This is a genomic window from Paenibacillus sp. P4_A7 (assembly GCF_056402455.1).
Map to the genome: position 1 here is coordinate 1 of NZ_JBFUHJ010000038.1, position 16,399 is coordinate 16,399.

At 45.0% G+C, this 16,399-nt stretch carries 8 protein-coding genes and 1 pseudogene; all 9 read left to right on the forward strand.

Annotation, left to right across the window (positions count from 1 at the left end):
* On the forward strand, positions 1-353 hold a 353-nt coding region (locus tag AC1DWN_RS08370; protein ID WP_477558443.1), incomplete at its 5' end, for a dockerin type I domain-containing protein.
* Between the two features lie 66 nt (positions 354-419).
* The gene (locus tag AC1DWN_RS08375; protein WP_477558444.1) at positions 420-1,472 is read left to right on the forward strand and encodes an S-layer homology domain-containing protein; all 1,053 of its coding nucleotides are present in this window, start codon (positions 420-422) and stop codon (positions 1,470-1,472) included.
* Between the two features lie 184 nt (positions 1,473-1,656).
* Entirely contained in the window at positions 1,657-2,478 is an 822-nt protein-coding gene (locus AC1DWN_RS08380) for a helix-turn-helix domain-containing protein (protein ID WP_477558445.1), read from the forward strand.
* 466 nt (positions 2,479-2,944) lie between these two features.
* Positions 2,945-10,138, forward strand: a complete 7,194-nt coding sequence (locus AC1DWN_RS08385) for a chitobiase/beta-hexosaminidase C-terminal domain-containing protein (RefSeq protein ID WP_477558446.1) — start codon at positions 2,945-2,947, stop codon at positions 10,136-10,138.
* A 56-nt stretch (positions 10,139-10,194) separates the two neighbouring features.
* A pseudogene (locus AC1DWN_RS08390) lies at positions 10,195-10,281 on the forward strand (S-layer homology domain-containing protein); the annotation flags it as partial.
* Between the two features lie 180 nt (positions 10,282-10,461).
* Positions 10,462-12,234, forward strand: coding sequence for a glycoside hydrolase family 35 protein (locus AC1DWN_RS08395; RefSeq protein ID WP_477558447.1), 1,773 nt, complete (start codon positions 10,462-10,464; stop codon positions 12,232-12,234).
* 24 nt (positions 12,235-12,258) lie between these two features.
* Positions 12,259-13,161 (forward strand): aldo/keto reductase, encoded by a 903-nt coding sequence (locus tag AC1DWN_RS08400; protein WP_477558448.1) that lies wholly within the window; start codon positions 12,259-12,261, stop codon positions 13,159-13,161.
* A gap of 40 nt (positions 13,162-13,201) precedes the next feature.
* Positions 13,202-14,482: a Gfo/Idh/MocA family protein gene (locus tag AC1DWN_RS08405; protein WP_477558449.1), complete on the forward strand. Its 1,281-nt coding sequence runs from the start codon at positions 13,202-13,204 to the stop codon at positions 14,480-14,482.
* A complete protein-coding gene (locus tag AC1DWN_RS08410; protein ID WP_477558450.1) occupies positions 14,482-16,392 on the forward strand; it encodes a DUF8034 domain-containing protein in 1,911 nt (636 codons plus the stop codon). Before AC1DWN_RS08405 ends, AC1DWN_RS08410 begins: the two co-directional genes overlap by 1 nt.
* Positions 16,393-16,399: the final 7 nt, after the last annotated feature.

The window sequence follows — 16,399 nt, forward strand, 5'->3', positions numbered from 1 at the left end:
GAGCTGGAATCGGTCAGTATCCAGTAGGTAAGAAAGCGATATTGCAAGCGGTAATTGATAGCGCCAAAGCAGTAGTTGTTCAAAGCGGAGCTACGCAGCAACAAGTGAATCAAGCGATTGCTGAGTTGCAGGCAGCGTTACAAGCCTTTACAGCTTCAGTGAATGTAGCGGCAGCTGGCGACTTGAATGGAGACGGTAAATTCAGCATTGGTGATCTTGGTCTTATCGCAGCTAGCTATGGAAAGACTTCTACTGATTCGGACTGGGCTTTGTATGAAAAAGCGGATGTGATCAAGGACGGAAGAATAGACATTCTTGATCTGGCAGCTGTTGCTAGTTTGATACTGGGTTAACTATGAATTTGGGGGAATGTGCAATGCCTTCCCCTTATCTTTATTCTCGAAAGGATGAATCAATCAATGGTCCGTAAATTTCTTTTGTGTAGCTTAGCTTTGTTACTATACGTTTCATGCTTACATCCGAAAGCTGCGTTTGCAGAGAAAGCGCCTGCCTTTTCGCTTTCAATCACAAATGCCAGCCCGACGGTGAACCAAACCTTTCAAGTCAAAGTGAATGGAACAGATCTTACTGATTTGTACGCCTATGAGATTAATTTAACCTACGATTCGAAACGACTGCAGTTTGTGAGCTCAGACAGCGGCAATAAAGGATTCACGGTAGCGCCGATTTTGAAAGGTAATACGATCCAGTTAGCGCATACACAAATAGGAAAAACAGCAGGTAAGAACGGAAATGCGACCCTTGCTACATTAACCTTTAAGGCGATTGCTTTGGATTCRGCCCAAATTGCACTTTCAAGTTTGAAGCTTGTGAATTCAGAATTAGAGTCTACGGTAGTTTCAAGCCGTGCCAACGTGAATGCTGTTGTGAAAAGCGGCAAGGGCGAGCAGCCGACTGATGGCGGTTCTGCTTCCAATGGATTAACCGACGTTTCTGGTCACTGGGCGAAAACGTCTATTCAAGAAGCGATTAAGCTTGGATTCATTGCGGGCTATACAGATGGTACATTTAGGCCGAATGCGCAAACAACACGCAGCGAATTTGCGGTCATGTTGAGTCGTGCGTTGAAACTGGAAGGTCAAGAAAGAGATCTACCTTTCGCCGATCTGAATAAGATTCCGGCATGGGCTAGACCTTCCATCTCACGAACGATAGCGGCAGGAATCTTGAAAGGCTATGACGATAACACTTTCCGTCCGGATCGTAACATAACCCGCGCTGAAATGACGGTAATGATCGTTCGTGCTTTGGGAATCAAGGTCGATCCGAATGCGAAGTTATCTTTTGCCGATGCGAACAAAATTGCTGCATGGGCAAGACCCTCTATAGCCGCGGCGTTTGAAGCAGGTCTCATTAAGGGACGAGGGAATAACCTCTTCGCACCGAATGAGAATGCAACGAGAGCGGAAGCGGTGATCATGATTTTGGGAATGTTGCAATATGGGAAATAACGAATGAGCTAATGCTGCCTGAAGCTAATGCTTTGGGCAGTCTTAAATATTTATTTCAGACAAATGATTTCGCTGCAAATGATTGACGCACCCAGCAGACTTAATGGAGCCTCCAGGTGCTTTTTTTTGAATATTATTGCTGAAATAATGGTGTTAAACCTTGCTGGAAGGAGTAATAAAACATATGAAAAATGAAATTGAATCCGGGTTTTCTACTTTTCGTATTTTGAAAGCGTCTCCAGGCACTATTGTATATACATCAGGCAGTCAATTCGGACCGCGGATTCAGCAGGATTGGCAGCTTTTCATATTAGATTCGGGATCCCTTCGTATATGGATAGATGAAGTATTGCACATTGTTCAACCTGGCCATATTGTACTTCTGAAACCTGGTCATCGTGAGAAATTCGAATTTGCTAGAGAGAAAGAAACTTGGCATCGATGGATAACGATAGAAATGGAGCAAGGTTCGACGGAGTTTGAAAATGCTTTTAAGCAATTGCCTTTTTCTATTCCAGTATCTGAAGAAATGAACCGTCTGGTTGATCAGATGATACCTCTTAAACATAAGTCCACACGGGAAAATGAAATGCTCCTTCGGTCGCTTGGTCTAACTGCCTTTTATTTGTATGCAGCTGAAGTATGCAAATATGAGGAGGGTCAAGATGAACACCCTGCGATTTTCTTGGCCAAAAATTTCGTTCAAAGACAATATAGCGACGCCATTAATCTATCTGATCTCTCAAAAGCCGCGAATGTTACAGTGGAGCATTTAATTAGATTGTTTAACAGGCATATGAAAATGACTCCAATGCATTATTTATGGCAGTATCGTGTCAAACAAGGCGTGGATTTATTAGTCCATACCGGGTTGACTATCACAGAAGTGGCCTATCAATGCGGCTTCAAAACTTCCTATCATTTTGCACGCATGATTAAGAAAGGGACAAATCATACACCCACAGATATTCGTAATCGGCACTGGAAAATGAATCAGCGACAATAAATACATAACGCTCAATTACAGACACAATAAACAAATTCCAGCCATTGTTGGTGAGACTATTGCAAAGTAAACTTATTTCATAGTAAGCAAGTAAAAGTTGTTCTTTATGAAGGAGGAGAAAACAATAAAGAATTATGAAAGCGCATTAATTGCGGTTTTAATGTAGTCAAATAAGGATTGAGGAAGACCAATGTTTAAAAAGCAACTAACTGTTCTAGTTATGATTCGTATGCTATCAGCGACCTTGTTAAGTTGGGGGAGCAATGCTGCACAGGCTTCTGGAGTAACTAATAGACATTCTTGATCTGGAAGCTATTGCTAGATTGATATTGGGCTAACGAATTATCCATTGTAGGTATCGCATCAAATCACACCTAATAAGCCATCCTCCTATTTTTATAGGGGGATGGATCAACAAATTCGTATGGGGACATGAAACGATAAAAGAAGGAGATATGTGAATCCAATGAAAAAATTTGTGAAAAAAACTACAGCTATTGCATTAGCTATTGCATTGGTAATTTCAACAATTGCATTCGCCAATACAAAAGTAAGTGCTAACGAAATAAACGTTCAAGCACAAAGCAATGTAATGGCAACTATTTATGTTGCATCAACCGGTAACGACACCTCAGGTGACGGATCACAGGCCAGTCCGTTTGCTACTTTACAAAAGGCGCAACAAGCAGTGCGGCAAATCAATCAAAACATGACAGGGGATATAATCGTTAGCATCGCACTAGGCGACTATTACATGCCAGATACTCTTAATTTCAAAACACAGGATTCTGGTACAAACGGTTACAATGTCATTTGGAAAAGTTCCGATGGAATCGGCGCTGCAAAACTAATCGGCGGTGTACCCGTTGATCCGAACGGCTGGGAACAAGCTGGCCAAAGCGACGTTGACAACTACGGTATGCTGTCCGGTATGGCGGGTAAGGTGTGGAAGGTTCAACTGGACACTGCGAACTATCCCACAACATTCAGCGGACTGAATTCATCGACTTTTAATACATTGTATGTCGATGATTCACGGGTAACGATGGCAAGAACGCCTAACCTAATTCCTCAGGCGGGATTCCCCCAAGCCAAGGATACCTATAGCCGCGTAGCTGGAAGTTCCAATGGCAAAAATATTCAAATCAATAAAAGTGATTTAACTGCTGAGCAGATCAACGGATTGCAACTCGCGCAGAATAACGGGAAGGAAGTCGCTCAAGTGTTTGCTTGGGATGGCGGTACCGGCGGCGTTGCCGGTTCATGGGACTGGTTTACCGATACGGAACCTGTCGCAAGTATAGACATTGGTTCCTCCACAATTTCACTTAACCAGCCACAAGCAACTAATTCAGATTTCTATCACAAGTACCAATATTACGTAAAGTACCCAGTAAGCAATGGTTCAAGATATTTTCTGCAAGGTAACCTCTCGTTCCTTGATACACCGGGAGAATACTATTATGACAAAAAAGAAGGCATACTCTACTACTATCCGACCGATGGTACGATGACGAATAAAACAGTTGTCACTCCAACCATGCAAACAATCATCAATATGCAAGGTACTCCTAAAGCAAACGCTGGTGATAAACCGAATCCTGCACTACAAGTTCATAATATTGTTTTAGATGGTCTTGCTGTAAAGGACACAGAATTTAGCGATTATTACAGCTATACCTATAACTATGGTGATATGGGTGGCTTTGGGGTATTCCCACCTGTAGCATTGGAAAAGGGCGTAACTTTGCCCGCATATGCCGAATCCGCCGAGCGTCCGGCTTTCCAGGTCGGCAGTATCACGATGAAAGGCACTAACAACATAACCATTAAAAACAGCATTATTAAAAATGCCGGCAATTATGGCATCTTTATGCTTGGTGACAATCAGTACGACACGATTGTAAATACCACGGTTGAATACACGGGTAACGGTGGTATTTCCATCGACGGCGGATATCCCGGCGTCGGCAAATATTCCAATCACAATACGGTCAACAATGTTCTTATCCATGACGTTGGTCAGCTTGTAGGACATGGGGTTGGTCTTACCGTTATGAATACTGGTCAAAGCACATTCAGCCATTTGGAGATTTATAATTCTCCAAAACGCGGGATGCTTATTCTTGGCGGTTATCCTCGCGGCGGGCAAGGTGCAAACCCGAATTTCGATAATGTAAGAGATAACTATACCGTCGGCAATCATTTCTCATACCTCTACTTGCACCACACTCACCAAGATGCCGGCGAAGATAGCGCCCTGTTTATGTCATGGTTAACCTCCGGTGGCGGAAATTGGTATTCTGCTGGAACACAGCACGGATCAGCTGATGTTAACCATCTAACTACTAACCTCTCAGAACTTGATCTATCAGTTGACCGTTATAACTACATGGATCAAGTTCTCATCGGCAATATYGGTACCGCAGCGTCCGTGCATGAGAAAAACTCGGTCGGCGGGTTGGATACTGCTATGGGTGCAACCGGTTTTGTATTTTCTAATATTCAAGCCGTAAACACGCAGAGTCACTCATTGGCTATTCGTCCCGGCAGCTATGGCGATATGTACATTTTCCAAAATGTAACCAACAATATTGACGACATATCCAGCGTAAAGTCGTTTGATTCGTCAAAAATGCAATACAATCTAATTGGATTAACTTCTTCATTCCCGACGGAATTGCTCGGAGCCAATCAACCGACCTACCCACAAACAACTCCTTCGAATGTATACTTTTCGGATACATTTAACGAGTCCACTTTCGATGCAACAAAGTGGATGATAGAAAAAGGAAGTGTGGATATGTCTATGGGCGTGCTGGCAAGTCCGAACGACCCACGGCTTGGTAACAGATCGCTTCCGATCTTTACTCCAACTAATCGTAGTGGTGTTGTCGTTAGCCGTCCTTTTGCTGAACCACTCAATAAGGTTGTAACAGTCAAGTTTTTTGACAGACATAAAGACTATTTCTTTGGAGACCCGCCGACAACCTCTCCTAATGACCCTAATTTGGCACATACGTACTTGCGGGTCGATGACGGCAATAACATTCTGGGAGTTGGTGCCAACGGTAATGTATCGTATGATTACTATACAATCCAAAAAGGCGATCAATCGATTGTAACAAATGTGCGTCGTGATTTTGGTTGGCGTACCCTTACGATGGACTATTCCTCCGGAACCGATGTGAAGATTTCTATTGATTATCAGCAGGTTGCAAGTTTCAACGAAGCAGACGGTGTCGCTACTGCATTTACATACCTTGGTATGGGCGACTGGGGAACAAGCTGGCCAGATGGAAAATCGGTGGGCAGTTCGACTAATTTCAGCGATTTATATATCTATGGTGGCCAGGACGCTCCGCCAGTTCTACCACTTGCAAACATTTCACCGACTGCAGTTTCCACTGGAATTTATTCTGAGGATTTCAGTCATTACGCGATTGGCAGCACGGACAGACCGAGCGGTTGGGGAGACAGCAGAGATGGTACTTCGAATGCCAAGGCTTCTTATAAAATCGTGGAAGATGCAACAATGGGCAAGGCCATGCGTATCACGGAGCCGGACAATGTTGTATTCTATGGTCTTGGCGATTCATCACTGACAAATTATACTTTGACAATGCAAGCTAAATTTGTGTCATGGTCGGGCAACACGAACGGCACTTACGCAAGCTTTGGCCCATCCGTTTATGTCAGCAGCAATGATAGAGGTAATGTTTCTCGTTTTGAGCTGAGATATAACTATCCGAATCTCTCGAATGGGAAATGGGGTATTTACCAAAGAGGCGGCAATCCTACCGACAACAATTTGGTAACCAATATCGAAATGCCTGACGGATTTGACATGAATGACTGGAACACCTACAAAATTGTAGCCGGAAATGGTTACATCACATACTACGTCAATGGCACTCAGGTTGCCCAAGTATCCAACCCTAGCAATGCTTTTGGTGGCTTTGGTCTTGGCGGATATAATGCTACGTTTGATGTTGCAGACATTAGCCTTGTGCAGAATCCCGTGGATCCTCCACAGGCGAACATGGCATCCGGTACGTATGACAATCCGCAAAGCGTAACCATTACATCAGCACATGCAAACGATTCTGTATATTACACTACAGATGGTTCTGATCCGGCAATTTTCGGAACTCTATATACCGGAAAACCGATTAACATTAATACCAGTTCTATACTCAAATTTGTAGAAGTGAATAGTGCTGGGGTATACAGCGGGACAGTTGGATATAGCTACACGATAAGTGGAACAACGGCTGAACCGACCCTAGCGGGGGTTAATAAGCAACCACTCAAAGATGCCATAACCAATGCAAAGTCTGTTTCGCAAGGAAACTATACAACTGCAAGTTGGTATGCTTTTATTACTGCAATAGCTAGTGCCAATTCAGTGCTCAGAGATGCCAATGCAACTGAATCTGATGTAATAAATGCTACTGCTTTGTTGCAGATGGCCAGGGCCAAGCTGGTACCGACGCTCACGCCTAGCATTACGGCCCCTCTTTATTCGGAAGACTTAAGCGGGTACACGGTAGGCAGTACCTCGGCGCCAACTGGCTGGTCAAACAATAGAATCGGCAACCAGACCCTTTCACCTGTTTACAATCTTGTTTCAGACACAACAGACCCGAACTATACAAGTGGCAAGGCCATGCATGTTAAGACACCTGATACCATTGTCTACACCAAATTAGGCGAGGCGTCGTGGACGAATTACACAGCCACCGCGAATATCAAATTTAAGGATTGGGGATCTTATCCAGCTTTGGCGGTATACGCAAACTTCGCTCCCCTTTCAGTCTTTGCAAGCGCTAATAACGGCGGAAGTATAAGTCGTTACGAGCTTAGATATGTTTACAATAATCTAACCAACGGTTCATGGGTTATCTATCAGCGAGGTGGTTCACCGGCAGATAAAACGCTTGTGAGCAACATTCAAATGCCGTCCGGGTTCGATATGAACAACTGGAATTCTTACAAAGCTGTCGTCAGCACCACGTCGATCACTTTCTACGTTAACGACATGCAGGTGGCGCAGGTGTCAAATCCTATAAACGCTTTTGGAGGTGTTGGATTTGGCGGCATTGACAATGAATTCCTCATTAACAACATTAGCGTTACGAACAATACTTCATCAGTGACTTCGCCTGCGGTAGATAAAGTCGCGGGGACATACGCAAACCCAGTAACAGTGAATGTAACACCCGGCACTTCTGGCAACAGTGTTTACTATACGCTGGATGACTCTGACCCAACAACTAACGGAACGCTGCGTACGGGGCCTATCACCATCAATAAAAGTTTGACATTGAAAGTGGTTGAAGTGAATAGCAAAGGGAATTTTTCTACTGTTTCATCTTATGTCTACACAATCACGAATCCTACAGCTGCTACTCCAATTGTGATTGTAAATCCGCGATCACAGACTGTAATCGATGCTCAACCCGTATCTTTCGGTACAATGGCATACGCTTCTGATGGGGGAACACTTACCTATCAGTGGCAGGTTTCGACCGATAATGCTACAACATGGAGCAACGTAACTGACGCGACAAGCAGTACGTATACAACGGCTTCACCGGTAACAGTTGCGGACAATGGTACACAATATCGCAGCATGATCACGAACACAAAAGGCTCGCTTGCGCCAGCAATCCATACAACACCCGCCGCAATCCTAAATGTCATTGCAATGTCGGCATCGCCGATTATGGATTCATTTAAGATCTCAGCAAAGAGTGTAACTCCTTCGAACAGTGTCAGCGATGGAACGAACGGGCCTACGGGTACCGCAACCGTGACGTTCACTGCTACTCAAGCCGGCACTTATTACTATTCAGTGGTGTACAGTGCTGCCACGCAACCAAAGATTGACACATCAGGAACCGGAGTAGTGGTTATTGAAGGCGATAACACAATAAGTATCCCGAATCTTGCGCCGTATGTTCCATACACAGTCTACATTCAAGAGAAGGATTCGGAAGGTAAGTTAAGCAATATACTCAAAATAGACATTCCGAGCGGCACACCGATGCTTAGTTACTCAACGTCTGGCAACGGTGTTGTAACCCAAGGAACTGCGGGTAAATATCTTTCGGGTACGGCAATGCGAATTTCCGCAACTCCGGCTGAGGGGTCATACTTCCTTAATTGGACTACATCCAATGGCGGAGTGTTTGCGGATACGAACAGCGCATCAACTGAATTTGCCACATCGTTCTATGATAATACCGTAACAGCAAATTTCTATCAGGTGTCCAGCTTTAATGCAACAACCACTGGCGCAGTGTACAACGGAACAAACATCGATCTGAGTGTTGATGTTGAGGGTACAAACCTAAACAATCCTGGTGCAGCCGTTGGCATGTACGTATTAGTGAATGGCAAGAGCTATGTGGTCACAGCGGGGACTCAAACGGTAAATGTTTTAACGCCTTTAAGCGGAAATCTTATGACCGTTCAGCTTTATGACCAAAAAGGGAACTTGCTTGGCACAACCGATATTCCGTTATCAACGGATCTAGACATGACGTTGGTGGCTATTACGACACCTACAGCAATCACAGGAATAGCCAACKGCACAGCGAAGACTGTCGCAGCTCTTGGGTTGCCTTCTACAGTAGCACTGGAAACGGATGCAGAAAGCGTAAATGCTACTGTTACATGGGATGTCGAAGCTTCAAGCTACGATCCGTTGTTGACGACGGAACAGACCTTTACGGTAAATGGAACAGTTACCTTGCCTGCAGGGGTAGCCAATCCAGATGAAATAGCTTTGACAACAAGCATTAGTATCAACGTCAATGCGGCCCAGGCATCTCTGAATGCGATATTGTCGGGACCCGATCATATTGACGCCGGAGCCAGCTTTACGTTGACTTACATCCTAAGCAATGTTGAAGAAAGCGTTTATGCACTGGATCAAACGATCCATTATGACKGGGCCCAAGTAGAATTGCTTTCCGTCGAAGCCTTGCAAAGTGGATTTTCGATTGTTGGACAGAAAGAAGGAGAAGGTGAGGTTCGCATTCTGATGGCAAGTGCAGGGTCCGGAAGCGCAATCAAGCACACGGCTCCTGTGTTGAAACTGAACTTCAAGGCCAAAGAGACCGGTCAAAACGTAACGAGCTCGATATTCTTAACCGACCTAGCTGTTGCGGGTGCAAATGGAATCGAAACAACGGTGAATAATGGTTCCGCGTACACGATTCAAATTATCGCAGTCGATAAAGMGGCATTGCAAGCGCTTATTACAAGTGCGCAAGAATCGCATGATGCAGCGGTAGAAGGAGCTGGAATCGGTCAGTATCCAGTAGGTACGAAAGCGATATTGCAAGCGGCAATTGATAGCGCCAAAGCAGTAGCGGTTCAAAGCGGAGCTACGCAGCAACAAGTGAATCAAGCGATCGCTCAATTACAGGCAGCGTTGCAAGCATTTAAAGCTTCCGTGAAGGTAGCGGCAGCTGGCGACCTGAATGGAGACGGTAAATTCAGCATCGGTGATCTCGCTCTCATCGCAGCTGGTTATGGAAAGACTTATACTGATACGGACTGGGCTATGTATGAAAAAGCGGATATGAACGGTGACAAAAAAATCGACATTGTTGATCTGGCAGAGATTGCTAGATTGATACTAGGTTAACGACGAATGGGGGGAGGCTCAGTGCCTTCCCTTTTTTTTGTGGTCCGTAAACTACACGGGGGAACAACCGCTTCGCACCGAATGAGAATGCAACGAGAGCGGAAGCTGTTATCATGATTTTGGGAATGTTGAATTACAAATAGATGAGAGGTATGGCCAAACCAAACACATCCTATCAGTTGATCCGATGTGTTTGGTTTGTTTGGGCACTTTTGTGTTAAAAATCAGAGAAAAATGACAAAAAAGTTGTTGAAAAACCTCACTTTTTGAAGCTATGATACCTTATTAATATTTTAAAAACCGAGTTAAAAGGAGATTAACAGATGTCTACATTTACAACTGAAGGAAACCAATTCGTCTATAACGGCAAACCAATTCGTATTTTATCTGGAGCTATCCATTACTTTCGCGTCGTACCTGAATATTGGGAGGACCGCTTAATAAAGTTGAAAGCTTGCGGTTTGAATACGGTGGAAGTTTACGTTCCTTGGAATTTTCATGAACCTGTTGAAGGGCAATTTAACTTCGAGTATATGGCGGATATCATTCGATTCATTCAGCTCGCGGATGAGCAGGGCTTGTACGTAATTGTGCGACCGAGCCCTTATATTTGTGCGGAATGGGAATTCGGAGGATTGCCTGCATGGCTTCTAAAAGAAGATCATATGCGCTTGCGCTGCAGCCATCCTACCTATTTGGCAAAAATCGATTCGTATTACGATGTATTAATTCCTAAATTTTTACCGTATTTATGTACAAATGGCGGACCGATTATTGCGATGCAAATCGAGAATGAGTACGGAAGCTACGGTAACGATAGCCAATACATGGAACATTTGAAAAAGTCCATAATTAAACACGGAGTAGACGTTCTATTATTCACATCGGATGGTTATACAGACAGCAATCTGCAAGGAGGGACGCTGCTTCCAGATGTTCTGGCTACGGTCAACTTTGGATCGCGGGCGGACGAGGCGTTCGAGAAGCTGCTGGAATATCAACCGAATAAGCCGCTTGTTTGCATGGAATTTTGGAATGGTTGGTTTGATCATTGGGATAAAAAGCATCATGTTCGAGCGCCTGAGGATGCAGCGAGCGCTCTGGATGAAATACTGAAAGCCGGCGGATCCGTTAACTTTTATATGTTCCATGGCGGGACGAATTTCGGTTTTTATAATGGTGCGAACGATCTGGGGAAATACGAGCCAACGGTGACGAGCTATGATTATGACGCTTTGTTGAATGAATCTGGAGACATTACGGACAAGTATAAGGCAGTTCGTGAAGTGATTGCGAAGTATGCCGAAGTAGAGGAGATTGCATTGCCTCCGGCTGTTGCTAAGCGGAACTTTGGAGAAGTTCGCTTGAGTGGGCAAGCGCGTTTGTTTGACTCGCTCTCTCAGTTGACTACACCAATTCAAAGCCCTTATCCGGAGTCGATGGAAAGATTCGGGCAGGATTACGGTTTTATTATGTACACCACACGTGTTAAGGGACCTTTATCCCAAATGAAATTAGCCATTCAAGAAGTAAGAGATCGGGCGCTCGTTTTTGTGGACGGGGTTTATCAAGGCACAATTGATCGCAATACGCATGATGTATCACCCAATATAGTGGATGGCGATATCGTTCTGGATATCCCAGCGAGCGGTGCGACATTAAGTATCCTCGTAGAAAATCAGGGACGAATCAATTACGGATTTAAATTAAAGGATGCGAAAGGAATAACGGAAGGTGTTCGTCTTGGGCTGCAATTTCTGTATGGCTGGACCATTCATACGCTCCCATTAAACGATTTAGCAGAGCTTACATTTAAGGAAGAGCCAAACAACGCATCATTTACGCCTACTTTTTATAAAGGGAACTTTCTGGTAGAAGAAATGGGCGATACATTTTTGAAGTTGGAAGGCTGGACAAAAGGTGTTGCTTACGTTAATGGATTTAATCTCGGACGTTATTGGGAAAAAGGCCCGCAAAAAACATTGTACATTCCAGCTCCGCTTTTAGTTGAGGGCGAGAATGAACTCATTATCTTCGAACTGCACGGGACGGAAGATCAGGTAGTTACCCTACAGGATTTCGCCGAGCTAGAATAATAAAAGCAAGAGGGAGATGACGACATGCAATTTACGACGTTCGGTAATATGGGGCTCAAGGTTTCCAAGCTGGGCTTAGGTGGTGCGCCTCTCGGAGGCGTATATGGTCAGACGGACGAGGTGGAAGTACAGCGATTAATTCATGAAGCATTGGATGCGGAAGTTAATTTAATCGATACGGCGCCTATTTACGGAGACGGAGAATCGGAGCGTAGAATCGGAAAGGCGTTGGCTGGGGGACGACGGAACCAAGTTATTTTAGCTTCGAAGGCCGTTCGTTCTGATCGCCAATACGATTATGCAAGCACGATTCAATCTGTAGAAGATAGCTTGCAACGGTTACAAACGGATTGGATTGATTTACTGCAAATTCATGATGTGGAATATCAGCCTTGGGATATGATCATTGAGGAGACTATTCCGGCGCTTCAAAAGCTCAAGCAAGACGGTAAAATTCGCTACCTCGGCGTGACGACGCGCAACCTTCCGCTGTTGCAGCAATACATGAAAACCGGATTATTCGATAGTATCCAATTTTATGYCCGGTATATGCTTATTGACCATACGGCCAAAGACGAAGTGCTGCCGCTGGCGAAAGAAATGGGTATCGGCGTAATGAACGGAAGTGTACTGGGTATGGGCGTTCTCGCGGATGCGCCAGCGCACTTTTTGGAAGAGGAAAATCAGGTAGATGTTGGGCGGAGATTGGATTTGATAAAGTTCTTACGAAAATCAGAGCCTAAAGGATTGATAGAGCCCGCTATGCGCTTTAGCTTAAGTAATCCAGATATTCATGTGACTTTGATGGGGACCTCGTCTTTGAACTCCTTGAGGAAAAACCTATCCTATTGCGATGGGGTCAGTTTTAACGAAGAAGATAAACAGCAATTGTACCGTCTATTCGATAAGCAAAAGCTATTTAACTAATCCATATCATTATAATAAAGCAATAAAGGAGCAGCCTATCATGAAGAAAATTACTGCAGCATTAATCGGAGCCGGACAAAGGGGAATGGGTGCTTATGCACCGTACGCACTGCAGCATCCAGAAGACATTCAATTTGTTGCCGTTGCGGATATCGATTCCGAACGAAGAACGCAATTCCAACAAGCGCATGGGGTTTCGGATGAACACTGTTACTCAAGCTGGGAGGATCTGCTTGCAGGACCTAGGCTATCCGATGCGATACTTATTTGTACACAGGATAAAATGCATTTCGAGCCTGCGCTGAAAGCATTGGAGCAAGGGTACCATGTGCTTATGGAAAAGCCAATGTCGCCCGATCCGCGAGAATGTATCATTATGGGGGAATACGCCAAGAAGTATAATCGTGTGTTTTCGATTGGCCATGTGCTTCGATATACGGACTTTTTTGCTACGATCAAACAGATCATTAAGGATGGCAAAATTGGCAATCTTATTTCGATTCAACATACAGAAAATGTCGAGCATCGTCATCAAGCACATAGCTTTGTAAGAGGAAATTGGAGAGATTCAGAAACATCGAGCCCAATGATTCTCGCCAAGAGCTGTCATGATATGGATATTTTGCAGTGGCTTGTTGATGCGGATTGCACGAAAGTTTCATCCTTTGGTTCATTAACCCATTTCCGCAAAGAAAGTGCGCCAGAAGGTGCACCTATGCATTGTTTGGACGGATGTCCCGTACAGGACACTTGTCCCTATTATGCACCCAGAATGTATATTGAACGAGATGACTGGGTAGGTGAAGTGCTTCGCTCTGTTGTCAGCAATGATACGAGTAACGAAGGTGTGCTTAAAGAGTTGAAGGACGGGCCTTATGGCAGATGCGTGTACCATTGCGACAACAATGTGGTCGATCACCAGGTTGTGAATATGGAATTCGCAAATGAAGTGACGGTTTCGTTTACGATGAGTGCCTTTACTTATGAAGGCGGGCGATCGGTGAAGTTGATGGGTACGCTAGGTCAAATAAGAGCTGATATGGAGAAAAATATTATTGAAGTAACGAGCTTTATTACGAGACAGACAGAATCAATCAATCTGAATACAGACCTAGCAGGACATGGGGGCGGAGATACAGGTATCATGCAGGATTTTGTCCGACTTGTACGAAGTGATGGCAAAGAAGAAGGGCTTACAAATGCAGATGCTTCTGTGAAAAGTCATCTCATTGCTTTCGCAGCCGAAAAATCACGTCTGGAAGGCCAAGTGATTGTGATGGCTGACTATATCAATGAATTAAAAAAAGRAGGTAACAGCTAATGGAGTCAGTTACCGCGAAGGAATCGTGGACCCCACCTCAGTGGGCGCTGATGCAACGTCAACTGTTCGATACGCTGAACCAAGCAGCTAAGGAGTTTGTGAAGAAGTATGTCCGTCCAGATGGTACACTCATTTGGCGTAGTGATTGGCCAGGGATGGATGGATCGGATGATCCTTATGAAGGATTTATGTATCTTGCCTTGTTGTATGCGCTCGGCGGTGATGAAGAACTGCGTGAGACGGCACTTCACATATGGGAAGGTATTACGTGGCAGTGGACGGAATACGGACAAATTTACCGTGACTTCGACGCCTATTATGATTGGATGCATCATGGAGAAGGCTATTTGTTCTTTTACTTCCTTGGACTAGCAGACCCTTTCGATTCGAAAAGTGTACAGCGCGCTCAGCGTTTTGCCAATCTGTATACAGGCAATGATCCAGAAGCACAAAACTACGATTCGGAGAAAAAATTAATCCGTTCCCCAATTACGGGGAGCAAGGGGCCTCGTCACGAAATGTCCGAAGAAGACTGGTCTACACACCGTGGAATTCTTGACGACTATTTGGCACCTTATGAAGATATTCCAGGTGTGGATTTTGCTAGCGGCAAATGCGCTTGGTCGGATGACAAGGTGTATGAAGATATCATTCGCCTGATGAACGAACGAATGGCGAAGGGTGATGTGCCGCTCAATCTGAACGCAACGGGACTGATCTCTCATGCTTATATGTACAGTGGCGACAAAAAGCTAAAGGATTGGGTTGTTGATTACGTACAATCGTGGAAGGAACGGGCTGCCGAGAACGGTGGAATTATACCCGATAACATTGGTCTTTCTGGAGAAATTGGAGAGTACAATGATGGCAAATGGTGGGGTGGCTATTATGGATGGCGCTGGCCGCATGGTTTCCTGACGATTATCGAGCCTATTGTCAATGCTTCGATGAACGCAGTGCTTCTGAGCGGTGACTTGAACCAATTGCARTTAGCGCGCGAGCAGCTTGATCAGAATTGGGCGCTTGGCCGGGAGGAAAACGGACGTTGGGTGACACCAACCAAGCATTTCGATAGTGGCTGGACGGCTTATAAACTGCCGAATCCGCTGTATCCGATTCACTTGTGGACGGTATCAATGGCCGAGGAGGACGCAACTCGTGCAGATCGGATCGACAAGCAACAGTATGACATAGACATTGATGTACCTGAATATTCCGGTACGAGTCCGATAACGGGCAAGAATACGAAGCATTATAACGGCAACACCGTACAATGGTTCGATTATATGCGCGGGAAAAATCCAGATTATCCGGAGCAGATTCTTGCTGCGAATTTCAAATTAGTGTCGCGGCAATTGCAGAAAATGCGCTCAGAAGAAGGAAACCCGGCAAACTGGATATCTGACGGATTCAGCCTTGGTGCGTTATCGAGCATCCACAAATGGCAGGAAATGTGCCCAGTTTACTTTGAAGGACTGCTGCAATTGACGCTAGGCACGCCTATGCACACTTCGCATGGCGGTCTGCAACACGGTCGCGTGCGCTACTATGACGCCCATGCCGAAAGACCGGGTTTGCCAGGAAGCGTAGCAGCGCTTGTTGAAGCGCTGGATGCGGGCTCCGTAACCTTGAGTCTAGTTAACATCGATTTGTTTGCAGAAAAGCAGGTCATCATTCAGGCAGGAACGTTCGGTGAACATCAGTTTGAAACCGTCACTGTGCTGAGTGAAGACGAGCATAGGCAGGAATCCGTGCACGTGGGCAGCAAATGGTTTCTTGTTAAGCTTTCTCCTGGCGCGGGAATTCGCCTGCATATGGCCATGAATCGATACGTCAACCGACCAACCTATGAAACTCCTTGGGGCGATCCGAAAGATGCCGTTACGCTGATTCGCGGTCGGGAGAAGTGAGGGGGTT